Raw genomic sequence first — 22,681 nt, 5'->3', positions numbered from 1 at the left:
TGCATTCTGAAATTGGGTCGACTTATTTGATGACTTGTCCGTTGATCGTCACGGACTGGTCGTCGGCGACGCTGACGTCCCAACGTGAGCGCCCATCCGGATCGGTCTTGGCAAATCCCTTGGCCATCATCAGGCCGAAGGACAATTGATTGAGGTCCGCGTCCCTCTTTGCAGCGTTCTGAACGGCAGCGATGGTCTTGTCGAGATCGCGGGCAAGCACCGTCATCTTCACGGTCGCACGGTCCTTCTCGTTCAACCAGCCACGCATGCTGCCGGAGGCTTCGATGTCGTAAAGGCCCGAAATCGCGCTGATTTTCGGAAAATTGATCGTCATCGTTCCGTCCGGGAACATGGCCTTCTGCAACTTGTCATCCATGGCTGACGTTCCGTCAGGATTGTTGAAATCGGCCTGCTGCAGAACATCCATCAGGGCGGTAAAATTGAGATTCGGTATCTGCATCTGCATTTCGGCGGCGTCGGGAATGAAGGCGACATAATCCTCGGGCACCACACCTGAGGCCACGGTCAGCTTTTCAGCACTCATACCGAAATCGGCATTCATCGCATTGGCCGGCCCGACTACCTTGAACGAGTAGCCCATCTGCTGCAGTCCACCGTCGCCGAGCGGTGTCGTCACGGAAATATCCTTGGCGGAGATCGACTCTTCAAAAGAGGCGGCCAGCGGCATTGCGTTTTGCAGCAATGCCTTGAGCGCCGCGGTTTCGCTGTCAGAGAGGGTCTTCCTATCCTTGTGATCGGAAATGAACCGCAAAATCTCGTTCAGCGCCTTGAGCGGCAGCTTGGTCGCGTTGGCCTTGAAATCGATGGCTCCAATCTTGAACTCGCCAAACGGCTCGGTATCGGAGGAAATCTTGTCCTGGAGAGATTGCAGGCCCCCGTTCATCTGCATGTCGAGCCTGTCCGGCTCGCCGCTCGCCGACGAGGAGAGCATATAGCCGACGCTATCGATCGTGATGTCGTTCTTCTCTACACCATTGTCGGTGGTCTTGGTGGCGAGCGTGATGCCGCTACCCTTCACGTCCATCGAACGAAGATAGTGAAGCGCAGGGTCGAAGACGCCCGTGAAACTGGAGGATGCCAGCGCATAGCGAAACTCGGTTTCCGGACTGCTGCCGGGCTTCGAGCGCGCCGTTACGTCGATCGCATTATTGCCCTCGATATTCCACAGACCGTCATCCTGCGGCGTCGCCACAGCCAGGAGCGGCTTTAACCCGGTAATGTCGAAACCGCTGACGTTCAGCTTGTCGAAGAGCTTCTGCAGGTCATAAGTCACCTCATAGTGACCACTTGCCGGATTGACCGTAATGAACCCGCTCTTGACGATATCGTCTGGCAGGAAATGCGTCAGATTGCCGAGCAGGTCCTTGGCCCCCTGCTCGTTGACGTCGGCCGCCTGCGAGGCGCCAGCCAGACTGGTGGCGAAAACCGCCGCGGCGGCAACTGCCTTAAAACGCATAATTCACTCCCCCAATGATGCTAGGAAAAACAATTTGAAGACGGGAAAACCCTAAACGCGATTCTCGATTGGATGATGACGCCGCGACCTGCGCCGGCTGCAAGCCGCAGCGAGGCATCAAAGTCCCTTCATAACCTGCCCGTTCACCGTAACGGTCCGGTTTTCATCCATTATGACATCCCAGCGCAGCCGACCATCCGGATCGGTCTTGGCAAAGCCTTTGGCGGCCATCAGGCTGAAGGAAACGCTGTTCAGTCGCTGGTCGGTCTTTGCGGCCTCCTGGATGGCCGCGATCGTCCTGTCGAAATCGCGGGCAAGGATCGTCGCCTGCAGCGAGTAACTTGGATGGTGCCTGGTAGAGCCCTTCACCGCGCCGGAAACCTCAACGTCATAAACACCGGAAGCCGCGTTGATCCGCGGGAATTCGAGGGTCCCATAGCCGCTCGGAAACATGATGCGTTTCAATGCTTCGCCGGAGACCGGTGTGGAGCGCGACGTCACTGCTTCCAGAACCGTGTCTATGAGGCCATCGAAATTGACGTTGGGAATCCCGAGTTGCACATCGAGCGTCTCCGGCAGGAAGGCTGCGTAGGCCGGCGCAATGAGGTTCGCGTCCGGCGTAAAATGCTCCGCCCTGAGGCCGAAATTGATGTTGGAAGCCTTGGTCAGACCATCCATCTTGAAATTGTAGTCGAGCGTCTTGACGCCGACCTTGCCGTTTTCAGTCGCCACCAGCGCATTGTTTAGCGTCACGGACTCATTGAACGAACCAAACACGGGCAAGGCGCGATGCACCAGTTCCTCGAACTTCTCGCTGCCGCTTTCCGATAACTGTTTTGCCTTGACGTGCTGAACGAAGAAACGGACGAGCTCACGCAGTTCTTTGACCGGCAAGCTCGTCGCAGTCACTTTGACATCGACACTATCGGCGCTCAGATTGACCGACGGGACGCCGGGCGCTGCCGCCACGACTTTTTCGTTGAGACGCTGTAGCGTGCCCTGCGATTGCAGGTCCACTTTGCCGGCTTCGGTGCTCTCCGTCACCGCATGAGTGACAGACGCGCTATCGATCGTGGCATCGATCTTGCGCCCGCTGTTTTTGCCATTGCCGATGCTGGAGAACTTGATGCCATTGTTCTTCATCTCCATCGACCGCATCATCTCGATCGTCGGATCGAAAATGCCGTCGAGGGAACTGGATGCAACCGAATAGGTGGCGTCAGATGCCGGCGAATGAACCGAAACGTCGAGGCTGTTGTCGCCCGCCAGATGCCACCTGCCTTCTTCGACTGGCCGTGCCAACAATGTGAGAGGCTTCAGGCCGGTAATGGAAAACGCGGAGGAATTGATCTTGTCGAAGAACTTGGCGAGATCGTAGGTGATCTCATATTGTTCGCCGGCGGGCTTGACGGCGACGAAACCGCTGCGGGCGAGATCGTGCGAGAGCGAGTGCGTCAGGATATTGCGCAGTTCCCTAGCGCCCTGCTCGTTGACGTCAGCTGCCTGCGAAACGCCAGCGAGACCGATGAAAAAAACTGCGGCGGCGGCAATAGCCTTGGGGCGCATACCCGATCTCTCCTTTGACGCTGATCGATTGGAGTCGACTGTTGGAGTGGCCGAGGGTATATGTCAAGCCATTGATAGAAATAGCATCGTCCGCTTTTCACCATGAGTTGCAATGTCATCACAGATGCGCTTTCTCCGGAGATGCTTGCACCGTCGGCCGCTTTGTATTATACGCCACGCGTCCGCGTAGACACCCTTGGAGGCAACGCGGATGAGGCAGGGCTTGCCCTCCTCCAGTTCAACCGCTTCCCATGAACGGATGAACTCTCCAAATAACCTCGAAAGGAATAGCCATGAGCCACGAAAGCTACGAGCTCAAGGCCGAGGCGCGCGAACGGGTTGGTAAGGGGTCCGCCCGTGAACTTCGCCGCAACGGTTTCATTCCCGCTGTCATCTATGGTGACAAGCAGGCCCCCATTTCGATCGCTCTCAACACCAATGAGGTGACGAAGCGTATCCATGCCGGTGGTTTCCTCACCACGATCGCGACGATCGACATCGACGGCAAGAAGATCAAGGTTCTGCCGAAGGACTACCAGCTCGATCCGGTCCGTGACTTCACGGTCCATGTCGATTTGCTGCGCGTCTCCGCCAATACCCAGGTGACCGTCGAAATCCCGGTTCACTTCGTCAATCACGAACAGTCCCCGGGCCTTAAGGCTGGCGGCGTGCTGAACATCGTTCGCCACGAAATCGAAGTCCACTGCCCGGCCGATGCGATCCCGGAATTCTTCACGGTTGACCTGGCCGGTCACAAGGCTGGCGCCAGCGTCCACATCTCGGATATCACGCTGCCGAAGGATGTGTCCCCGGTCATCGCCGACCGCGACTTCACGATTGCAACGATCGCCGCTCCGGCTGCCGGTCTTGCAGAGGAAGAAGCTGCAGGCGAAGAAGAAGCCGGCGCTTAAATCGGCATTTTCATCGTGACGCATTCAGACCCGCCTCCCCTCGAGGGGTGGCGGGTTTTTCGTGTACAAATTCTAATATAAGTAGTAAGAAATCTAGCTATTCGGCGCTATATCAATCCATTAACCCCATGGTTTCAGCAACATTTAACACATTCATGAAAGTTTACGCCAAAGAGTTGTAGAGCACGGCCAACCCCAAGATCAGCCGGTCTGCGACTGGGGAGTAAAGCGGAACTATGAGCCATTCCGTCGAAAACAGGTTTTTCGCGATCGTCTGCGGCGCGCTGCTGATTTTCGTCGCGCCACTCTTCATATTGTTTCTTTTCCTGTCGTCCGAGCGCGCCGAAAAGGAAATCAAAGATCACATCTCCGTCCTGCTCGTCGCCAATGCCCAGGCGCTTGCCAAGCCGCTATGGGACCTCGACGAGGACAGCGTCACCCAGATCAGCGCGACGACGGTCGCAGAGGGCGCGGTCGTCAAGGTCAATGTCCGCGACGTCTCCGGCCAGCTCGATGTGACGCAATCGACCATCCCGCGGTCCTACAAGGGTCAACTGGAGTCCATTGCCCGACCGATCATCTACCACGGCGTCGACGGCGCCAAAAATCTCGGCACCATCACCGTCTACTACCCGGCGCTTGGCCTCTTCGACGGCTTGAAGAATGAGGAAATCGTCTTCACCTTGATCTTCATCTTCGCCGTATTGACCGTGTTCGGTGCCGCCCTCATCGGTAACCGCATCTTCGTCATTCAGCCGTTGATGCGGCTCACCCATGCCATCGAAGCAACGCGGCGGCTCGGCTCGCGCCATCACGTCGATTGGCAGTCGAACGACGAAATGGGACGCCTCGCCAGCAGCTTCAACGACATGCAGAGCAAGCTGGAGCGCGAGGAAACCGAACTAAAGCTTGCGCATCGCCGCGCCACCGACACCTATAATCTGACGCCGGCCATGCTGTTCTCGCTCGACAAGGATGATTGTATCGCCGCCGTCAGCGATTATTGGCTGGCCGCCACGGGCTATGCCCGCGCCGACGTGGTTGGACGCAGGTTCGCAAGCCTCGTCCTGCCCGGTTCGCGGGCGATTTATACCGAACGCAAGCGCAGCCGTCCTGACAGCGCCGCCCGCCTCGACGTCACGGTAAAATTCCTTTGCCGGGATGAGCGGGTCATGGACGTGCTGATTCTCGAAACGACGGCGATCCAGGATGGCCTGTCGCTCTCGGTCATGACCGATGTCACCGACCTCAAGCAATCCGAAGACCGCAACCTGCGCCAGGCGATCACCGATCACCTTACCGGGCTCTTGAACCGCCAGGGATTCGAGACGGCGCTAGACGCCAAGATCAACGAGGCCGACCTGCGCAAGCGCGAGCTCGCCTGCCTGTTCGTCGATCTCGACCGCTTCAAATGGATCAACGACAATATGGGCCATGCTGCCGGTGACGCGGCGCTGCGTGAACTGGTTTCGCGCATGCAGGCGCGATTGGCGCCCGGCGACATCGCTGCCCGCCTCGGCGGCGACGAATTCGCCATCCTTCTGCTTGCCGAAGACGGCGAGAGCCGGGCATTCGACATGGCGGCACATATCGCCGAACTTTTCGAGACGCCGTTTGTCGGCGATGCCCGCCTAAGCGCCAGCATCGGCATCGCCATTTACCCGCGCCATGCCGCCAACGCCGCAGAACTGCTGCTGAAATCCGACATAGCGATGTATGCCAAGAAGCGCGACGGCAAGAACGGCGCGCAGATCTTCGACAACAACATGCTGGACGATTCCCGTCGTCGTGCAGAGCTTGAGAGCTATATCGAAGGTGGTTTGACCGACGATTGGTTCGAAGCTCACCTGCAGCCTATCGTCAACATCGATGATCGCTCCATCGCCGGCTTCGAAGCGCTGATGCGGCTGCATCATCCACAGAAAGGCATCCTGCCGCCGGCCAGGATCATCGACGTCGCCGAGGAGACCGGCTCGATCGTGCGCATCGGCAACCGCGTCATGGAAAAAGCGATTTCCCACTTCGCCAGCCTCTCACGCCTCGAAGGCATGCAGGACACCTATCTCGCCATCAATTTTTCGCCGCTACAATTCGAGTCGGGACTGCCGGTGCGCATTGCCGCCCTACTTTCCCGTCACGATATCCGCCCGGAGCGGATCGTCGTCGAAATCACCGAGGCCGTGCTGATGGACGACAATCCGGAAACGCGTACGGTCATCAACGAGATCTGCCGCTACGGCTGCCGCATCGCTCTCGACGACTTCGGCACCGGCTATTCGTCGCTGAGTTATATCAACCGCTTCCCGGTCGACATCATCAAGATCGACCAATCCTTCATCCGCGCGATCAACGACACCGCCTCCGATGTCAGCGCCAAGAGCCGCATGCTGGTCGAAAGCATCACGACGCTGTCGCACAAGATGAACTGCACCGTTATCGCCGAAGGCATCGAGACCGAAGAAGAATGCGCCACCCTGCGCGCCATGGGCCTCGATTACGGGCAGGGCTACCTGTTCCACCGGCCGCAGCATCCAAATGAACTCATAAAGACGCTCGCCGGACCGAAAGCTGATTACCTTAGCCCTGTGGCGCAAGCATCATAGCGAGATGAGGAAACCCATGCGAAAACTGCTGCTCCCGGTATTTTTGGGCCTGTTCTCGCTCAGTCTCTTCTCCATAGCCAAAGCCGAAACCGTCAATTTTACCACCGAAGAATATCCACCTTTCAATTACCGCGACGGCAAGACTCCTGTCGGCGCGACTGTCGAACAGGTGGAGAAGATAATGTCCTATATCGGCGTCGACTATTCGATAGACGTGATGCCCTGGGTGCGGGCCTATAAACAGGCAGAGACGACGCCGATGACCTGTGTCTTTGCCACCGCCCATAACGCCGCGCGCGACAAGCTGTTCAAATGGGTCCAACCGCTGCTAGTCGATCGCAATCTCCTGATCAAGCATGCCGGGTCCCGCGTCACAGCCACAACACTCGATGAAGCCCGCAACTTTATCGTCGGCACATGGCGGGACGATTATTCCGAAACCACGTTACGGCAAGCCAACTTTACGCGGATCGATATCGGCAGCGACTTCAGGGCTACACTAAAGAAGCTGATGAGTGACCGCATTGATCTGATGCCGATCTCCGAAACTTATTTCGACAAGCTTCAGAAGGATCGCAATGCGGTGCAAGCGGTCGCCGTTCTCTCCGAACAGCCGATGGGCATTGCCTGCCAAAAGGACTTCCCGGACGATCTCTTGAAGAAGATGCAAGCCGCGCTCGATCGCCTGATCGCCGACGGCACGCAAAAGCAGATCTTCCTGAAGTACGGCCTGCACCTCGCCAACTGACGAGATTGTCGCCTTGACTTTGCCGTCAATTCACTGTCGTGAAAGACATCAGCATTTTCCAAGGGGTGAAGCGCAATGCTTCTTATCGCGGGTCTCGGCAATCCCGGCGCCAAATATCAGAACAACCGCCACAATATTGGCTTCATGGCGGTGGACGCGATCCATCGTCGGCGCAGCTTTTCGCCCTGGTCGAAAAAATTCAGGGCGGAGATTGCGGAAGGCGAGCTAGGCGGCCAGAAAGTTTTGCTTATCAAGCCGCAGACCTTCATGAACCTTTCCGGCGAATCCATCGGCGAGGCGATGCGTTTCTACAAGCTCGAACCCTCCGATCTCGTCGTGATCTACGACGAACTCGATCTGCCGGCAGGCAAGGCACGGCTGAAGACCGGCGGCGGCCATAATGGCCATAATGGCATCAAGTCGATCGACGCGCATTGCGGTCGGGAATATCGCCGGCTGCGTCTCGGCATCGGTCATCCCGGCGTCAAGGAGCTCGTGCACAATCATGTGCTCGGCGACTTTGCCAAAGCCGACCAAAGCTGGCTGGAGCCGCTGTTCGACGTACTCGCCGACAATGCCGACATGCTGGCGCGCGGCGAAGACTCGCAGCTCATGAACAAGATCGCGCTTGCCCTCGGCGGCAAGGCGGAAGAAGAAACGCCAAAGCCAGAAAAAAAGGCCGTGGCCAAGTCGCACATCCACCAGGCTCGCAATCATAGCCAGCCGCGGATGCCCGAAAGTGGCCCGATGGCCGAGATGCTGAAGAGAATGTTCGGCAAGAAGGACGATTGAATGGCGCACGCAGCAACCGACAGAGCCGCAGATATTGTGATCCGCCCGGCTGCCGCCTTTGACTTGCCTACGCTACTGGCGCTCTACCGCCACTTCAACCACGACGATCCTGATATGGATCCTCGGCTTGCGGAGGATCGCTTCGCTGCTATCTCAGCCCATCCCGGCATGACGATCTTCGCCGCCTTCGAAGGCGACCTCGCTATTTCCTCGGTGACGCTGGTCGTCGTCCCCAACCTGACGCGTCGTGGCGCGTCTTATGCTCTCATTGAAAATGTCGTCACCCATGCCGGCTACCGCCAGCGCGGCCATGCACGGGCGCTGATCGAGACAGCCGTCGCGACGGCTTGGAAAAAGGATTGCTATAAGGTGATGCTGCTCACAGGATCCAAAGACCCGGCGACGCTGCGCTTCTACGCCAATTGCGGTTTTTCACAGGACAAGACCGGATTCCAGATCCGGCGCCCCGCCGCGGCCTGATATCCCTGCCCGAGCCTATTCTTCCGGTTCGGTGGTAAACATCAGCGGAAAGCCGGCGCTCTTTGCCAGATCGATGGCCTCCTGTGCTTTGGTCTCGGCAATATCCCTGGCGCAGACCATGACCACGCAGGTGCCGAGCTTATGCGCCGTCATCATGACGCGATAACCGGTCTCCTCGCTCATGCGGAAGACGGCCTTCAACACCATGATGACGAATTCACGCGGCGTGTAATCGTCATTGACGAGAATGATCTTGTATAGCTTCGGCCGGTCAAGCTTCGGCTTCGTCTTGGTCTTGGGTTTTAGGACAATATCATTGTCACTCATCGGACTCACCGTTGATGACAGGGAAAAAAGATTTGCGGCTGATAGTAGAATTATAATGCAACGCAGCAAATCCTTCAAGGACGGTTGCGTCAGGGAGACAATGCCGCAAGCGGCACCCTTCAGCGAACCAGGACTTGCAATCTGATAAAGCCAGACGAGCATCCCCGGCACCGGGAAAGGGCGCTTGTGGTAGAGCGACTGGAGGAGATGCTGCAGCTGCTGGCCGAACGGCAGAACCAGAGCGCTAAAACCGCTCTTCCCAGCCAACAAGAAGCTTAACTGTGGCAATAAAGTGAAAGTGCTCCAGCTTTGAAAGGATGGCCCTCCCGAGCTAGACTGGCGGCCATTTCAATCAAACGGCCCTTTTTTCCGGAAAATCGGCCATGCTTCCGCACAAGACTTGACCCGCAACGGCCCTTCCCCCATACGCACAACAAAGTTTTTCAAGATATGGACAAGGTGCCATGGGTTTCAAATGCGGTATTGTCGGGCTGCCGAATGTCGGCAAGTCTACTCTGTTCAACGCGCTGACCAAGACTGCAGCGGCGCAGGCGGCGAATTACCCCTTCTGCACGATCGAGCCGAACACGGGTGAAGTCGCGGTTCCCGATCCGCGCATGCGCAGGCTTGCCGACATTGCCAAATCAAAGGAACTGATCCCGACGCGCATTTCCTTCGTCGACATCGCTGGCCTGGTTCGCGGCGCCTCGAAGGGCGAAGGCCTGGGGAACCAGTTCCTTGCCAATATTCGCGAGGTCGACGCCATCGTTCACGTGCTGCGCTGCTTCGAAGATAGCGACATCACCCATGTCGAAGGCCGCATCAATCCGGTCGCCGACGCCGAGACGATCGAAACCGAGCTGATGCTCGCCGACCTCGAAAGCTTGGAGCGCCGCACCGAGCAGACACGCAAGCGCGCCACGGGCAAGGACAAGGAGTCCATGGCGATGCTGCCGATCATGGAAGCCTCGCTCCAACTGCTGAACGATGGCAAGCCGGTGCGCACCCTGCTGTCGAAGCTCGATGCCGAGGAAACCCGCATTCTCAAGGGCCTGAACCTTCTGACTTCGCATCCGGTCCTCTACGTGTGCAACGTCGCCGAAGCAGATGCCGCGACCGGCAATGAGCACACAGCCGCCGTCGCTGCCATGGCCAAGGAACAGAATTCCGAAGTGGTGATCATTTCCGCCGCCATCGAAGCGGAAGTGGCGCAGCTGCCAGATGAGGAATCCAAGGAATTCCTCGCCGCTCTCGGCCTGGACGAAGCTGGCCTCGACCGGCTGATCCGCGCCGGCTACAAGCTCCTGCACCTCATCACCTATTTCACCGTCGGCCCGAAGGAAACGCGCGCCTGGACGATCGAAAAGGGCACCAAGGCCCCCCAGGCGGCCGGCGTCATCCATTCCGACTTTGAACGTGGCTTCATCCGTGCCAATACCATCGCCTATGACGACTACATCGCCTACAACGGCGAAACAGGCGCCAAGGAAGCCGGCAAGGCGCGCGACGAAGGCAAGGAATACGTCGTCCAGGACGGCGACGTCATCCATTTCCGCTTCAACACCTAAGATATGACGGTTGCCGACCTCACCTGAGCGCCGGCAATCTTCGCTTGACGGATAGCGGCAGCAGCCGAACGACACTACGGCGCAGATGCGGCCAGCCGACGCCGATCACCAGCACGATCAAGCCGACGATCATCAGCACGATGAAGCTGACCTTGTCGAGGCCGGCATTGTTCTGCCGTAGAATGGCGCCGATCGCGATACCGAGCGACATGAGGCCCGCGGTCACGAAAGCGCGTCTGTCGATGATCAAACCGATCAGCATCATGATCACAACAACACCAACGATGGTCAGCGCCTGCGCGTAACCGGATTGCTCGATGCCAGTAAAGAAAAGCGTATCATTGTTGCCGGCCTCAAGCTGAAATACCAGCAGGATCGTCGTGTAGAGCAATGCTGGCGCGGTGGCGAGATGCAGCCAGAAGGCCACATCCGAGCGACGCGTCCTGCGGTTGGGGTCGCTAAGATCGAAGCGCATTGCGACGGCAAATGTCCCGAGTGCCGCCGCAAACATGATGCCGAGCGACAGCAGCGGATAATCCAGCACGACGTTCGATGCGCCGGTGGCAAGGCCAATCAGATAGAAGACGCCGGCGAGCAGCAATGTGAACAGCGAGAAGAGCAGCATCGCCAGCGACAGCGGCACGCGATAACGCCAGTAATAGAGCGCCAGCAGTGGTGGGAACGGCAAGGCCACGATGATCCAATGGGTCGCCAGGCTCCAGCCGACGGTATCTCCGGTTCCGAGATTAATCACTGTCGCCCAGAATATCCAATAGACCAGCGAGATCGTCAGGACGACGGCGGGAAGCGCCAGACGTTGGCGACGGACCAGTATCTCGGCTAGGACGATGATGGCCGGCAGCGGCCCGTAATAGCCGGTGAGCCCCCACAAGCCGACGAGCAGGACGACGATGCCGATGGTGATTAGCACGTCATGGAAGCCGCGAATGAAACGCGGCGCTTCGCTATCCTCCAGCGGGTTCGCCAGATCGTCCTCGCGCGGTTGCCAAAGATCGCTTCTTGCGACCGTCGCGTTGATGCCGATATTTCGCTCAGCCAGATAAGGCAAAAGCCGGATGGCCTGATCCGAGGATATGATTCCCTCGCCGGCAGCGCCTTCCAGCACAGTCTTGAGATCGCTCATGTCTATCCCTGCATGGTGACGATATTACCAAGCCTCATCACATCGCCGCCCCACAATCAAGGGCTGCGAAGCCTCGGCAGGCTTTGGCTGCACCAGTTTCGCGCGACGGCCACGAAAACGCTTGCGCCACTGCCGCTCGGCATGCGATTGCGCACGGACCGAATGAAGAGGCTGGTGACGGATATGGCAAAATTGACATATGAGGATTTTCAGCCGGGACAAGTGTTTCCTCTCGGACCAAAATATGTGACTGCGCAAGAGATCATCGAGTTTGCGCGCGAGTTCGATCCGCAACCGATGCATCTCGACGAAGCTGCCGGCCGCGCAAGCATTCTGGGTGGGCTCGCCGCTTCCGGTTGGCACACCTCGGCAATGTTCATGCGCATGATGACCGACAGCTATCTGCTCAACACGGAAGCCGAGGGCGCGCCGGGTATCGATTTCATGGACTGGAAAAACCCGGTTCTGGCCGGCGACACGCTTTCCGGCCGCTCGATCGTGCTCGAATCCCGCCCCATGCGCTCGCGCCCCGGTATAGGCATCGTCAAGTTCCGCCACGAAGTGGAAAACCAGCGCAGCCAACTCGTTTGTCTTGGCGAGAATTCGACGATGATCCGTATGCGCTTGCCCGTGGAGGCTTCCGCATGAAGATGACGGACCTCTACCCGATCGGCGAACGGACCGAGATCGGCAGCCATACCTTCACGGCCGAAAACATCGTCCGCTTCGCCTCACGCTTCGATCCGCAGGTGTTCCACATGGACGCGGAAGCGGCCAAGCATACATTGTTCGGCGAGCTCTGCGCGTCGGGTTGGCATAGCTGCGCAGTCTGGATGCGCACCTTCGTCGACTATTGGAAGGGCGAAACCACCCGCATCCGCGACGAAGGCGGAAATCCGCCAAACCTCGGCCCCTCGCCCGGCTTCCAGAAGCTGCAATGGCTGCGCCCGGTCTTCGCCGGCGACACCATTACCTATGGCGTCACCTTGCTTGCCAGCCGCTCGCTGAATTCACGCCCGGGCTGGACACTCAATACCATCCTGTGTGACGGAACCAACCAGCACGGCATGGCGGTGTTGCGGTTCGAGAGCACCGTGCTGGAGTTTGACTGACAGCTTCGCGAAGCCGGAACGTTCCGAAACCTGTGGCAGATGTGGAGTTTTATCCCGCCACTGCGGGTGAGATCGTCAATGCCCGGAGAATTCCACCAGGGTGTGGACCGGCACGTTAAGCGCTTCCAGCTTCTTGCGGCCGCCCAAATCCGGGAGGTCGATCACGAAGCAGGCGGCAACGACCTCGGCGCCGATTTGGCGCAACAACTGGGTGGCGCCGACAGCTGTGCCGCCGGTGGCGATCAGGTCGTCAACCAGGATTACCTTCTCGCCGGGGTTTACCGCGTCGCGGTGCATCTCCATCTCATCGACACCGTATTCGAGGCTGTAGGCGATGCGCACGATGTCGTGCGGTAGCTTGCCCTTCTTGCGGATCGGCACGAAGCCGGACGACAACTGATGCGCTACGGCGCCGCCCAGAATGAAACCACGTGCCTCCATGCCGGCGACCTTGTCGATCTTGGTGCCGGCATAGGGCTGCACCAGGGCGTCGACCGCACGACGGAACGCCTTGGCATTGCCGAGCATCGTGGTGATGTCACGGAAGACGATGCCAGGTTTGGGATAGTCCGGAATGGAGCGGATGCTGGCCGCAAGCTCCGAAGCGATAGTGTGCATGTAAATATGTGCTCTCAGGCTATGATAAAGGCCGGCGCACCCTATCAAGACCCGAGCCCGATACCAACAAAAAAGGCGACCGCGACGGGCCGCCTTTCGTTTGAACCGACGGCTGAACCGCTTAGTGACCGCCGGCCCTGGCGTAGACCGAGCGCTTGGTGAGATAGATCAGCACCGTGAAAATCAGCAGGAATACCATGACCATGAAGCCAAGGTGCTTACGGTCCTCAAGATGTTGCTCCGAGGCCCACATCAGGAAGGAGGCAACGTCTCGCGCATACTGATCGACAGTCTGCGGCGAACCGTCGTCATAGGTAACCTGGCCGTCCGAAAGCGGCTTTGGCATGGCGAAGGTCGCAGCCGCGCTGAAATACGGATTGTAGTGCGAGTTCTGCGGCACCTGGAAGCCAGCCGGAGGCTCTTCATAGCCCGTCAGCAGCGAGTAGATATAGTCCGGGCCGCCTTCCTGATACTGCGTGAAGATATCGAAGATGAACTGCGGGAAACCACGTTCGATTTCGCGCGCCTTGGCAAGCAGCGACATGTCTGGCGGCACGGCGCCATTGTTGGCGACCGCTGCTGCTTCGTCATTCGGGAACGGCGGCGGGAAGTGGTCAGACGGCAGTGCCTTGCGCGTAAACATCTCGCCCTGGGCGTTCGGACCGTCCTGCACTTCGTAATTCGCCGCGAAGGTTTTGATCTGCGCGTCCGAGTAGCCGAGATCTCCCAATGTACGGAAAGGAACCAGCTTCATGGAATGGCAAGCGGAACAGACTTCCGTATAGACCTTCAGACCGCGCTGAAGCTGCGCTTTATCGTAGGAACCGAAGGGGCCGGAGAAGGTCCAGTGCTGCTCCCTCGGCTCCTTGAGCGGAAAGTGCGGTGTCGCTGCTTCGGCGGCAGGCTTGGTCTCCTGAGCGACGGCGGCGACCGTGGAAAAGCCGCCGATGAGTGCGATCGACAGAAGGCCGGCAACAAGCTTTTTCATTGTTCTCTTCCTCTATCGCCGGTTACGCTTCAACCGGAGCGACTGCTTTGCCGCTCTGCTTTTCAAGAACCGCCTCCGTGATCGAATTCGGAATGCGTCTTGGTGTTTCAACCAGGCCGAGGACCGGCATGGCGACGAGGAAGAACAGGAAGTAGAACAGCGTCGCAAATTGCGAGATCACCACGAAGTTGCCCTCCGCCGGCTGCGAGCCGAGCCAGCCGAGCAGGATCGCATCGGCGATGAACAGCCAGAAGAACAGCTTGTACCACGGACGATAGACCGCCGAGCGAATCTTGGACGTATCGAGCCAGGGCAGGAAGAACAGCACAATGATAGCGCCGAACATGGTCAAAACGCCGCCCAGTTTGGAGTCGATCGGGCCAATGTTGAAGGTGATCGAGCGCAGCATTGCGTAGAACGGCAGGAAGTACCATTCAGGAACGATGTGGGCCGGCGTCTTCAGCGGATTGGCCGGAATGTAGTTGTCCGCATGGCCGAGGAAGTTCGGCAGGTAGAAGACGAAATAGGCGAACACCAAAAGGAAGACGGAAACGCCGAGCGCATCCTTGAGCGTTGCATAGGGTGTAAAGGCCACGGTATCGGTCTTCGACTTGACTTCGACGCCGGTCGGGTTTGTCTGGCCAGTTACATGCAGCGCCCAGATGTGCAGGACAACGACGCCCGCGATCATGAACGGCAGCAGGTAATGCAGCGAGAAGAAGCGGTTCAGCGTCGGATTGTCGACGGCAAAGCCTCCGAGCAGGAAGGTCTGGATCCAATCGCCGACCCAGGGAAAGGCCGAGAAGAAGCCGGTGATAACGGTGGCGCCCCAGAACGACATCTGACCCCAGGGCAGAACGTAACCCATGAAGGCCGTCGCCATCATCAGCAGATAGATGATCACGCCGAGAATCCAGAGGATTTCGCGCGGCGCCTTGTAGGAGCCATAATAAAGACCGCGGGCGATGTGGAGATAGACCGCCACGAAGAAGAAGGACGCGCCGTTGGCGTGCAGATAGCGCAACAGCCAACCGTGGTTGACGTCGCGGACGATCTTCTCGACGGAGTTGAAGGCGATCGTCGTTTCCGCCGCATAATGCATGGCAAGAACGACGCCGGTCAGGATCTGCAGAACGAGCATGACGGCCAGCATGGCGCCGAACGTGTAGGCATAGTTCAGATTGCGTGGAACCGGATAGGCGATGAAACTGTCATAGACCATACGCGGCAGCGGCAGCCGCGCGTCGACCCATTTTTCGAGCCCCGTAGATGGCTCGTAAGACGAATGACCACTCATGATTCAGCTCCCCCTCAACCGACCTTGATCTTTTTTTCTGCGGTGAACGCATATACCGGAATAGCGAGGTTCTGAGGCGCCGGCCCATGGCGGATGCGACCAGCGGTGTCATAGACCGAACCGTGGCAGGGACAGAACCAACCGCCATATTCCCCCGCCTGACCGAGCGGTATGCAACCGAGATGGGTGCAGACGCCGATCATGACCAGCCAGTTCTCCTTCCCGTCACCGGCCGAACGCGCCGCATCGGTTGCTTGCGCATCTGCTGGCAAATTGGCATTGCGGGCGATTGGGTCCTTCAGATCGGAGATCTGCGCACCCTTCGCGTCGTCGATTTCCTTCTGCGTGCGGTTGCGAATGAAGACCGGCCTGCCACGCCACTTCACGGTCATCGACATACCTGGTTCCAGGCTCGAGACATCGACTTCGATGGAAGCAAGAGCGAGCGTCGAGGCATCCGGCCGCATCTGGTCGATGAACGGCCAGGCAAAGGCGACTGCGCCTACAGCGCCAGCCATGCCCGTCGTCAGATAAAGGAAATCTCGGCGAGTCGGCTCGCCCGTGGTTTCACTCGTTGTTATATGCTCGCTCAACGCTGGACCATCCTCTTCCGCAAAACCCACAGCTTGACGCCGCGGTACCCCCTCAATGCCGGCGAATCAACGCGACCATAATTCCGCCATAGATTCCTCCGTAACCCGCCGCGTTCTAAGCTTGATCGCAAATTATGTCCAGTCTTGGCAAGGGGTGTGGGCACAATGTCGCGGGAAAAGAGCGCTATTTCGCCGCCGGTACCGAGCTTAAAATCTCCGACGTCAGCCAAACCGGCGTAAGCACATGAAAAATCGTAGGATTCGCGCAATAGATTTCTGCATTGCGGAGCAAAATAAACAATAATTTCAATGCTGCATTGCAACATAACCGGCCACACGCCGGCCGATGATCTATAATAAGCTCTACTTCCTACTCCTTATATCCGAGTGGATTTTAGGAAGAGCTTATGGCCTCTTATGACGCCTCCGTCGCTCTTGGTGGAAAGCACAAATATGGCTGAGGGCACAGTTATGAGACATACGATCTATTGCGTTTTATGCGTCCTTGCCACGCTGGCGCTGGCCATTCTTGCGGCGCGTTATGTAACCGATCTCTGGCTGCTCGGCTTCTTCGAAAGCCTGCAGGTTCACATCAGCCTTTTTGGCATCGCGCTCGCCCTGCTCGCACTTCTTTTCAAGCGGCATTGGTATGCGGTTTTCCTGCTGGCCGTCGGCATCGGGCTTGCAGTTCATTCCGTTATGATGCTGCGCGAATACGCCGCCGTTCCCCCGGTAAACCCGCCGGCAGCAGCCGGTGCCAGCAAGAGCTTCACGCTGCTATCCTTCAACATCGACGACGACAACAGTTCCGAAAATGGAGTGCGTATCGCCGATCTTATCGTCGGCTCGAAGGCCGATGTCGTGGAGATCTTCGAGGCGCGCTCGATTCTATCGCAGTTGCCGCGCATAACCGATATTTATCCCTATCGTATCGGCTGCGGCGTCATGACCACCGATTGCGATTCCCTGCTGCTGTCGAAACGGCCGCTCCTGACGCAGGATATGCATAGCCTCGGCAGCCTTTGGGACAACCGGTTCATTCACGCCACCATCGATATGGATGGTCAAACGGTCAATTTTGTCTCGGCTCACCTCAGCAAGCCCTATTTCGACGAGTTCCACACCATCGAGTTGAACATCCTCGCACCGATCCTGAAAGACATCCAAGGGCCACTGATCCTTGCCGGCGATTTCAATGCCTCGGTCATTATACCCGACATGAGAGACTTCCTCGGCGACACTGGTCTGCGCCACGTCTTCCCGGAACCCGCCACCTGGCCGATCAAGGGCGGCGCCTACGGCATTGCCATCGATCATGTTTTCGCGCGCGCCCCATTGCGGCTTCAGTCCGTCCGGCAGATACCGGACGCCATGGGATCGAACCATTTCGGCTTAGTCACTGAATTCAGTGTTTCAAAATAGCTATTTGATTTTGCATGAGATTATCGCAACGCCACCGGTATATAAGGTGACGGCGCTATTCGGCTGCGATGAAGCCGCCGGACTGGCGCGCCCATAGCTCGGAATAGAGGCCGCCGCGGGCAATAAGCTCGTCATGGGTGCCGACTTCGATGATCCTGCCCTTGTCGATGACGATCAGGCGGTCGAGCTTGGCGATCGTCGACAGGCGATGTGCGATCGCAAGCACCGTCTTGCCTTCCATCAATGTTTCGAGATTGGACTGGAGCGCCGCCTCAACCTCCGAATCCAGTGCCGAGGTTGCCTCGTCGAGCACCAGGATCGGCGCATCCTTCAGCATGACGCGGGCAATCGCGATACGCTGGCGCTGGCCGCCGGACAATTTGACGCCGCGCTCGCCGACATGGGCGGCATAGCCCTTGCGGCCCTTCTGATCCTCCAGCGTCATGATGAACTCATCCGCCTCCGCCCGCCGCGTCGCCTGCGTCATCTGCTCCTCGCTCGCCTTCGGGCGACCGAAAAGGACGTTGTCGCGGATGGAACGATTGAGCAGCGCTGTGTCCTGCGTCACCATGCCGATCTCGCCACGCAGGCTCTCCTGGCGGACAGCGGCGATATCCTGTCCATCGATCAGGATGCGGCCGCCTTCAAGATCGTAAAAGCGCAGAAGCAGATTGACGAGCGTCGTCTTGCCGGCACCGGAGCGACCGACAATGCCGACCTTCTCGCCGGCACGGACGGTCAACGAAAAATCATCTATGACACCGCTGCCGCGACCATAGTGGAAGGCCACATGCTCGAAGCGGATTTCCGGACGGACGATCTGCAGATCCCTGGCGCCCGTCTGATCGACAAGGCCAATCGGCTCGGAGATCATCTCGGCGGAATTCTGGATCGTGCCGAGATTGCGCATGATGGCATTGAACTGCGCCATCATGCGACCGAACAACATGTTGAGCCGCAATACCATGCTAAGCGTGAAGGCAACGCCGCCGGTGGAAATCTGACCGGCGAGCCAGAGATGGATGGCAAGTGCCGCGATCGTCGTGATCATCACGCCCGACAACAGCGCCAGCGACGAACGCACACCGGTCAGGAGCCGCGTGAACGGCATGACAGCGGCCTGGAAGCGATCGAAGCCTTTGCGGATATAGTCGTCGTTCTGCTCCTCCCGGCCGAAGAGTTTCAGCGTCTGGATATTGGCATAGGCATCGACCATGCGGCCGTTCAACATTGACGACGCCTCGGCGGCGTTGCGCGCATGGCGTCGGATGCGCGGCACGAAATAGCGAGCGAGCAGAGAGAAGATGCCGATCCAGACCGCGATCACCAGCGCCAGGCGCCGATCTAGCCCGCAGACCAGCGCTATGGTCGAGGCCGCATAGATAATGATGAACCAGACCACCTGCAGCAGCGACACGACGAGATCGCCCGTCGACTGCCCCGCCGCCCAGACCTTGGTAACGATCCGGCCGGAGAAGTCATTTTGGAAGAAGCTCACCGACTGGCGCGCGACGTGCATATAGGCCTGCCAGCGCACGAGGTTGAGAAAGCCGGGTACGACCACCTGCTCCTCGACCAGGGCACCGAGGCTGACTACCACGAAGCGGACGACCAGCACGACGAAAACCATCCCGAGCAGCGCGCCGCCGTGGCCGGAAAGCAATCCTGCCCAGCCTGCCCCCGGCTGTACTTTATCCAGTATGTCGACGAGATGCCCCACGAACCAGAACAGCGCCGCCTCCAGCACCGCGACCGCACCGCCAAGTGCCGCCATCGCCAGAAACGGTCCTTTCGCCTGACCGACATAATACCAGATGAAAGCCCAAAGCGACCGCGGCGGACGAAGGTCGCCGGTGCGATAATAGGGATCGATCCAGGTTTCGAATAGGCGGTAGACGGAGCGGATCAGCATCCCCGCCATATAGGAAGTTTTACCTGGGGTGCAAAGGAAAGTGGCGGTCGTGAAAAGCTATATTTTTTGTGATGTTTGAGGTGAGCCCAAGAAAGGAGCCCAAGAAAGGAGCTATCCAACAACTGCGACCGGTGTAACGGCTTGGTCCGAGAACCAGACGTCGCGGAAAATCGCGATTGCGCTGTCGTCTGGGTCGCGGTCTTTCGTCAGCCAGACGGAACGTATGGTTTGTGCGCTGGCGCGATCGGGCACCTTAAGGCCCTGCTGAGGGTCGCTTGCGCCAATACATGGAATAAACCAAGCCGGCATCAACGGCTGGGCGGAGAATGCGGTTTGACCCCGAGTGATCAGCATGGCGAAGGCAACGTCCTCGCTCGGACGCCAGGGAAAAATCATCCGACCGCCTGGTCGCAAGGCTTCCAACCAGTGCGCGGGCGGGGCCACCACGCCGGCGTTCACGTAAATCAGGTCGGAGGGTGGCAACGCCAACAAAGTAGCATCACCATGGGTGACCGAAACACCCTCGAAGGGGATAAGGTTTTCGAGCGCCCGCCCAAAAAGACGTTCGTCGATCTCGAAGGCATGTACGCGGCCATTTGGAAGCGTCAGCATCGAGAGGATCGCAGTGTAGTAACCGGTGCCCGCTCCGATATGGGTCACCACTTCTCCACCTTGCGGATTGACGCTGCCGAGAAAGGCTGCATGCAACATGGGCTCGCCATTGTTGATGCCCTTCGCCCGATCCAGCGCTACAAGCACGTTCTGATTAACATGCACCGGATCGTCGCTCGGCGTTTCGATATAGCGCCGGCGATAAGACGTCTTCCAAGGCTGAACAGCAATTTGCCAAGGACCTGGGCCAAGGAAGGCTTCGCGGGGCACAAGCTCGAAAATGCGCTCGAACCGCTCATCCAGCAAGCCCGTGGCCGCCGCCATCATCTGTGCGTGAAATTGACGGACCTCTTCCAGCACGACACCAGATGTCCTAACCATTGAGCACCTCTCCTCACGATTTCAGAACCACCAGGCCAACGGTTGTATCGCCTGGATTCTCCATTCCGCACTAGTTGAGAGCGCAGGATGCCTCACGACGATATCTCCGGCAAGGAAAACCATCTCAGAATCCAAGCCACAGCGAATTCGGCATAGATTTATGCTTGGCTTCCAATTTCCGTTAGGGGGCGAGCCTGAAGCCCGCCCCCTTTCATTCCGCCGCCGCCTCGGCCTCTTCGTGGTCGGCGAGGAACCCGCCGGACTGCCGGTTCCAGAGGTCCGCATAGATGCCGCTACGCTGGACCAGATCGTGATGTGTGCCCGTCTCGATGATGCGACCCTTATCGAGGACGATGAGGCGGTCCATTTCCGTCAATGTCGACAGCCTGTGGGCTATGGCGATCACTGTCTTGCCCTGCATCAGTGCGAAGAGGTTTTCCTGGATCGCCGCTTCCACTTCGGAATCGAGCGCCGAGGTCGCCTCGTCCAGCACCAGGATCGGCGCGTCCTTCAGGAAGACGCGGGCAATCGCGATGCGCTGTCGCTGGCCGCCGGAGAGCTTGACGCCGCGCTCACCGACCTGAGCGTCGAGCCCCTTGCGACCCTGCATGTCGGAAAGCCCTTCGATGAACTCCCAGGCATTGGCGCGCTTGGCCGCCTGGATTACCTCCGCATCGGTCGCTTCCGGATGACCATAGGCAATGTTGTCGCGGATCGAGCGGTGCAAGAGGGACGTATCCTGCGTCACCACACCGATCAGCGAGCGCAGGCTGTCTTGCGTCACCTTGGCGATATCCTGACCGTCGATGGTGATGCGTCCGCTCTCGAGATCGTAGAAACGAAGCATCAGGTTCATCAGCGTCGTCTTGCCGGCGCCGGAGCGGCCGACCAGACCGACCTTCTCGCCGGCTTTGATATCGAAGGTCAAGTTGTCGATGACACCCTTAGCCTTCCCGTAGTGGAAGCGGACGTGATCGAAGTGGATCGCGCCCTGCCTGGCGGTGATCGCCGGTGCCGCCGGAACGTCGACAATATCATGCGGCTTCGTCAGCATCTCGATGCCGTCATAGATCGTGCCGATGTTCTCGAACAGCGCCGAGACTTCCCACATGATCCATTGCGACATGCCGTTGACGCGCATGGCAAGCCCGATGGCGATTGCGATGGCGCCGACCGAGATCGAACCGCTTAGCCAGAACCAGATCGACAGCGCCGAGATGACGAACAACGCCACACAGTTGTTGACGTAGACGGCGATGTAGAACAGCGTCACCTTACGCATTTGCCCGTAGACGGTTTGCAGGAATTCGCTCATGCCGGCCTTGGCATAGCCCTCTTCGCGGCCCGCATGCGAAAACAGCTTCACGGTCGCGATGTTCGTGTAGCTGTCGACCACCCGACCTGTCATCGTCGAGCGCGCATCCGCCTGAGCGGCTGCGATCTTGCGCAGTCGCGGCACGAAATAGCTGACGATGCCGATATAGATCGAAAGCCACGCCACTATCGGCAGCATCAGCCGCCAGTCGGCCGCAGCAATGACCAGGATCATCGACAGGAAATAGGTGACGACATAGACGAAGACGTCGAGGATCTTCATCACCGCTTCGCGCACGGCAAGCGAGGTCTGCATCACCTTGGTCGCCACGCGGCCGGCGAACTCGTTGGCGAAGAAGGTCATGCTGTGGCGCAGCAGGAAACGATGCATCTGCCAGCGGGCAATCATCGGATAATTGCCGAGCAACACCTGATGCATGATGATGGAATCGAGCACGGCCGCCAGCGGCAGGCCGACCAGCACCATTGCGCCCATCCAGAAGAGCCTTTGCCACTGCGTATGCAAGAACGTCGCCTTGTCCGCATGCGACAGCCAGTCGACGATAGCGCCGAGGAACTGGAACAGCGCCACTTCGCCGACGGCAATCAGCATGGTGAGAACGGACATGGCGATCAGCCAAGGCGCGGCTGGCTTGGTGTAATGCCAGCAGAAGGCAAAGAGACCCCGCGGCGGAACGTCCGGCACTTCGCTCGGAAAGGGGTTTAGTCGCTGTTCGAACCAGCCAAACATGAAATGCTCCAAAGACTCGACCCTTCGGCACCGCTTCTGCGTCTTAAGGGATCGCAGACTGATAT

20 protein-coding genes are annotated in these 22,681 nt (G+C 58.6%); 9 read left to right on the top strand and 11 right to left on the bottom strand.

From position 1 onward, the window contains the following. Nucleotides 1–22 precede the first annotated feature (22 nt). Nucleotides 23–1,477, bottom strand: coding sequence for a hypothetical protein (locus PY650_RS05420; RefSeq protein WP_285878019.1), 1,455 nt, complete (start codon nucleotides 1,475–1,477; stop codon nucleotides 23–25). Nucleotides 1,478–1,594: 117 nt separating this feature from the next. Then, nucleotides 1,595–3,043, bottom strand: coding sequence for a hypothetical protein (locus PY650_RS05415; protein ID WP_285878018.1), 1,449 nt, complete (start codon nucleotides 3,041–3,043; stop codon nucleotides 1,595–1,597). A 293-nt stretch (nucleotides 3,044–3,336) separates the two neighbouring features. Here PY650_RS05415 and PY650_RS05410 point away from each other — a divergent pair, with 293 nt between their 5' ends. The 5 genes from PY650_RS05410 to PY650_RS05390 all read left to right on the top strand — a co-directional run bounded on the left by PY650_RS05410 (nucleotide 3,337) and on the right by PY650_RS05390 (nucleotide 8,577). Next, nucleotides 3,337–3,954 carry a 50S ribosomal protein L25/general stress protein Ctc gene (locus PY650_RS05410; RefSeq protein WP_285878017.1) on the top strand — a complete coding sequence of 206 codons (618 nt, stop codon included), beginning with the start codon at nucleotides 3,337–3,339 and terminating at the stop codon, nucleotides 3,952–3,954. Between the two features lie 236 nt (nucleotides 3,955–4,190). Continuing rightward, entirely contained in the window at nucleotides 4,191–6,557 is a 2,367-nt protein-coding gene (locus tag PY650_RS05405; RefSeq protein WP_285878016.1) for a putative bifunctional diguanylate cyclase/phosphodiesterase, read from the top strand. A 16-nt stretch (nucleotides 6,558–6,573) separates the two neighbouring features. Further along, nucleotides 6,574–7,305 carry a substrate-binding periplasmic protein gene (locus PY650_RS05400; RefSeq protein ID WP_285878015.1) on the top strand — a complete coding sequence of 244 codons (732 nt, stop codon included), beginning with the start codon at nucleotides 6,574–6,576 and terminating at the stop codon, nucleotides 7,303–7,305. 75 nt (nucleotides 7,306–7,380) lie between these two features. Continuing rightward, nucleotides 7,381–8,097, top strand: coding sequence for an aminoacyl-tRNA hydrolase (gene pth / locus PY650_RS05395; RefSeq protein WP_285878014.1), 717 nt, complete (start codon nucleotides 7,381–7,383; stop codon nucleotides 8,095–8,097). After that, a complete protein-coding gene (locus PY650_RS05390) occupies nucleotides 8,098–8,577 on the top strand; it encodes a GNAT family N-acetyltransferase (RefSeq protein WP_285878013.1) in 480 nt (159 codons plus the stop codon). A 15-nt stretch (nucleotides 8,578–8,592) separates the two neighbouring features. On the opposite strand, the gene clpS is transcribed toward PY650_RS05390, so the two are convergent. Further along, the gene (clpS, locus tag PY650_RS05385; protein ID WP_285878012.1) at nucleotides 8,593–8,904 is read right to left on the bottom strand and encodes an ATP-dependent Clp protease adapter ClpS; all 312 of its coding nucleotides are present in this window, start codon (nucleotides 8,902–8,904) and stop codon (nucleotides 8,593–8,595) included. A gap of 464 nt (nucleotides 8,905–9,368) precedes the next feature. Here clpS and ychF point away from each other — a divergent pair, with 464 nt between their 5' ends. Continuing rightward, the gene (gene ychF, locus PY650_RS05380) at nucleotides 9,369–10,472 is read left to right on the top strand and encodes a redox-regulated ATPase YchF (RefSeq protein ID WP_285878011.1); all 1,104 of its coding nucleotides are present in this window, start codon (nucleotides 9,369–9,371) and stop codon (nucleotides 10,470–10,472) included. A gap of 19 nt (nucleotides 10,473–10,491) precedes the next feature. Here ychF and PY650_RS05375 read toward each other — a convergent pair whose 3' ends face one another. Continuing rightward, on the bottom strand, nucleotides 10,492–11,616 hold the full coding sequence (locus tag PY650_RS05375; RefSeq protein ID WP_285878010.1) for a DUF2339 domain-containing protein: 1,125 nt from the start codon (nucleotides 11,614–11,616) through the stop codon (nucleotides 10,492–10,494). Between the two features lie 183 nt (nucleotides 11,617–11,799). On the opposite strand from PY650_RS05375, the gene PY650_RS05370 reads away from it, so the two are divergent. Both PY650_RS05370 and PY650_RS05365 read left to right on the top strand, forming a co-directional pair. Continuing rightward, nucleotides 11,800–12,264, top strand: coding sequence for a MaoC family dehydratase (locus PY650_RS05370; RefSeq protein WP_285878009.1), 465 nt, complete (start codon nucleotides 11,800–11,802; stop codon nucleotides 12,262–12,264). Next, nucleotides 12,261–12,728 (top strand): MaoC family dehydratase, encoded by a 468-nt coding sequence (locus PY650_RS05365; protein ID WP_285878008.1) that lies wholly within the window; start codon nucleotides 12,261–12,263, stop codon nucleotides 12,726–12,728. The genes PY650_RS05370 and PY650_RS05365 overlap by 4 nt, the downstream gene beginning before the upstream one ends. 75 nt (nucleotides 12,729–12,803) lie before the next feature. Here the strand turns inward: PY650_RS05365 and PY650_RS05360 are convergent, their stop codons facing one another. The 4 genes from PY650_RS05360 to petA form a co-directional block, all read right to left on the bottom strand. Then, nucleotides 12,804–13,346 carry an adenine phosphoribosyltransferase gene (locus PY650_RS05360; RefSeq protein WP_120704786.1) on the bottom strand — a complete coding sequence of 181 codons (543 nt, stop codon included), beginning with the start codon at nucleotides 13,344–13,346 and terminating at the stop codon, nucleotides 12,804–12,806. A gap of 121 nt (nucleotides 13,347–13,467) precedes the next feature. Next, nucleotides 13,468–14,334 (bottom strand): cytochrome c1, encoded by an 867-nt coding sequence (locus PY650_RS05355; RefSeq protein ID WP_285878007.1) that lies wholly within the window; start codon nucleotides 14,332–14,334, stop codon nucleotides 13,468–13,470. 22 nt (nucleotides 14,335–14,356) lie between these two features. After that, entirely contained in the window at nucleotides 14,357–15,631 is a 1,275-nt protein-coding gene (locus PY650_RS05350) for a cytochrome b (protein ID WP_285878006.1), read from the bottom strand. A 14-nt stretch (nucleotides 15,632–15,645) separates the two neighbouring features. Beyond that, complete coding sequence (petA, locus tag PY650_RS05345; protein ID WP_285878005.1) at nucleotides 15,646–16,224, bottom strand: ubiquinol-cytochrome c reductase iron-sulfur subunit; 579 nt, start codon at nucleotides 16,222–16,224, stop codon at nucleotides 15,646–15,648. 471 nt (nucleotides 16,225–16,695) lie between these two features. On the opposite strand from petA, the gene PY650_RS05340 reads away from it, so the two are divergent. Then, nucleotides 16,696–17,646, top strand: a complete 951-nt coding sequence (locus PY650_RS05340) for an endonuclease/exonuclease/phosphatase family protein (RefSeq protein ID WP_285878119.1) — start codon at nucleotides 16,696–16,698, stop codon at nucleotides 17,644–17,646. Nucleotides 17,647–17,701: 55 nt separating this feature from the next. Here PY650_RS05340 and PY650_RS05335 read toward each other — a convergent pair whose 3' ends face one another. The 3 genes from PY650_RS05335 to PY650_RS05325 form a co-directional block, all read right to left on the bottom strand. Beyond that, nucleotides 17,702–19,558, bottom strand: a complete 1,857-nt coding sequence (locus PY650_RS05335) for an ABC transporter ATP-binding protein (RefSeq protein WP_285878118.1) — start codon at nucleotides 19,556–19,558, stop codon at nucleotides 17,702–17,704. A 111-nt stretch (nucleotides 19,559–19,669) separates the two neighbouring features. After that, nucleotides 19,670–20,551: a protein-L-isoaspartate O-methyltransferase family protein gene (locus tag PY650_RS05330; RefSeq protein ID WP_285878004.1), complete on the bottom strand. Its 882-nt coding sequence runs from the start codon at nucleotides 20,549–20,551 to the stop codon at nucleotides 19,670–19,672. 211 nt (nucleotides 20,552–20,762) lie between these two features. Then, on the bottom strand, nucleotides 20,763–22,616 hold the full coding sequence (locus tag PY650_RS05325) for an ABC transporter ATP-binding protein (RefSeq protein ID WP_285878003.1): 1,854 nt from the start codon (nucleotides 22,614–22,616) through the stop codon (nucleotides 20,763–20,765). Between the last annotated feature and the right edge of the window lie 65 nt (nucleotides 22,617–22,681).

This window comes from Martinezella calliandrae (assembly GCF_030272695.1).
Classification (GTDB): domain Bacteria; phylum Pseudomonadota; class Alphaproteobacteria; order Rhizobiales; family Rhizobiaceae; genus Rhizobium; species Rhizobium calliandrae.
This window is presented reverse-complemented; position numbering and strand designations above follow the sequence as displayed.

Coding starts and splice junctions, on each gene's coding strand:
- PY650_RS05330 (WP_285878004.1), bottom strand. CDS start 20,551: ATGGTTAGGACATCTGGTGTCGTGCTGGAAGAGGTCCGTCAATTTCAC.
- PY650_RS05415 (WP_285878018.1), bottom strand. CDS start 3,043: ATGCGCCCCAAGGCTATTGCCGCCGCCGCAGTTTTTTTCATCGGTCTC.
- PY650_RS05410 (WP_285878017.1), top strand. CDS start 3,337: ATGAGCCACGAAAGCTACGAGCTCAAGGCCGAGGCGCGCGAACGGGTT.
- pth (WP_285878014.1), top strand. CDS start 7,381: ATGCTTCTTATCGCGGGTCTCGGCAATCCCGGCGCCAAATATCAGAAC.
- PY650_RS05370 (WP_285878009.1), top strand. CDS start 11,800: ATGGCAAAATTGACATATGAGGATTTTCAGCCGGGACAAGTGTTTCCT.
- PY650_RS05405 (WP_285878016.1), top strand. CDS start 4,191: ATGAGCCATTCCGTCGAAAACAGGTTTTTCGCGATCGTCTGCGGCGCG.
- PY650_RS05420 (WP_285878019.1), bottom strand. CDS start 1,477: ATGCGTTTTAAGGCAGTTGCCGCCGCGGCGGTTTTCGCCACCAGTCTG.
- PY650_RS05400 (WP_285878015.1), top strand. CDS start 6,574: ATGCGAAAACTGCTGCTCCCGGTATTTTTGGGCCTGTTCTCGCTCAGT.
- clpS (WP_285878012.1), bottom strand. CDS start 8,904: ATGAGTGACAATGATATTGTCCTAAAACCCAAGACCAAGACGAAGCCG.
- ychF (WP_285878011.1), top strand. CDS start 9,369: ATGGGTTTCAAATGCGGTATTGTCGGGCTGCCGAATGTCGGCAAGTCT.
- PY650_RS05390 (WP_285878013.1), top strand. CDS start 8,098: ATGGCGCACGCAGCAACCGACAGAGCCGCAGATATTGTGATCCGCCCG.
- PY650_RS05350 (WP_285878006.1), bottom strand. CDS start 15,631: ATGAGTGGTCATTCGTCTTACGAGCCATCTACGGGGCTCGAAAAATGG.
- PY650_RS05325 (WP_285878003.1), bottom strand. CDS start 22,616: ATGTTTGGCTGGTTCGAACAGCGACTAAACCCCTTTCCGAGCGAAGTG.
- PY650_RS05365 (WP_285878008.1), top strand. CDS start 12,261: ATGAAGATGACGGACCTCTACCCGATCGGCGAACGGACCGAGATCGGC.
- PY650_RS05360 (WP_120704786.1), bottom strand. CDS start 13,346: ATGCACACTATCGCTTCGGAGCTTGCGGCCAGCATCCGCTCCATTCCG.
- PY650_RS05335 (WP_285878118.1), bottom strand. CDS start 19,558: ATGCTGATCCGCTCCGTCTACCGCCTATTCGAAACCTGGATCGATCCC.
- PY650_RS05340 (WP_285878119.1), top strand. CDS start 16,696: ATGAGACATACGATCTATTGCGTTTTATGCGTCCTTGCCACGCTGGCG.
- PY650_RS05375 (WP_285878010.1), bottom strand. CDS start 11,616: ATGAGCGATCTCAAGACTGTGCTGGAAGGCGCTGCCGGCGAGGGAATC.
- PY650_RS05355 (WP_285878007.1), bottom strand. CDS start 14,334: ATGAAAAAGCTTGTTGCCGGCCTTCTGTCGATCGCACTCATCGGCGGC.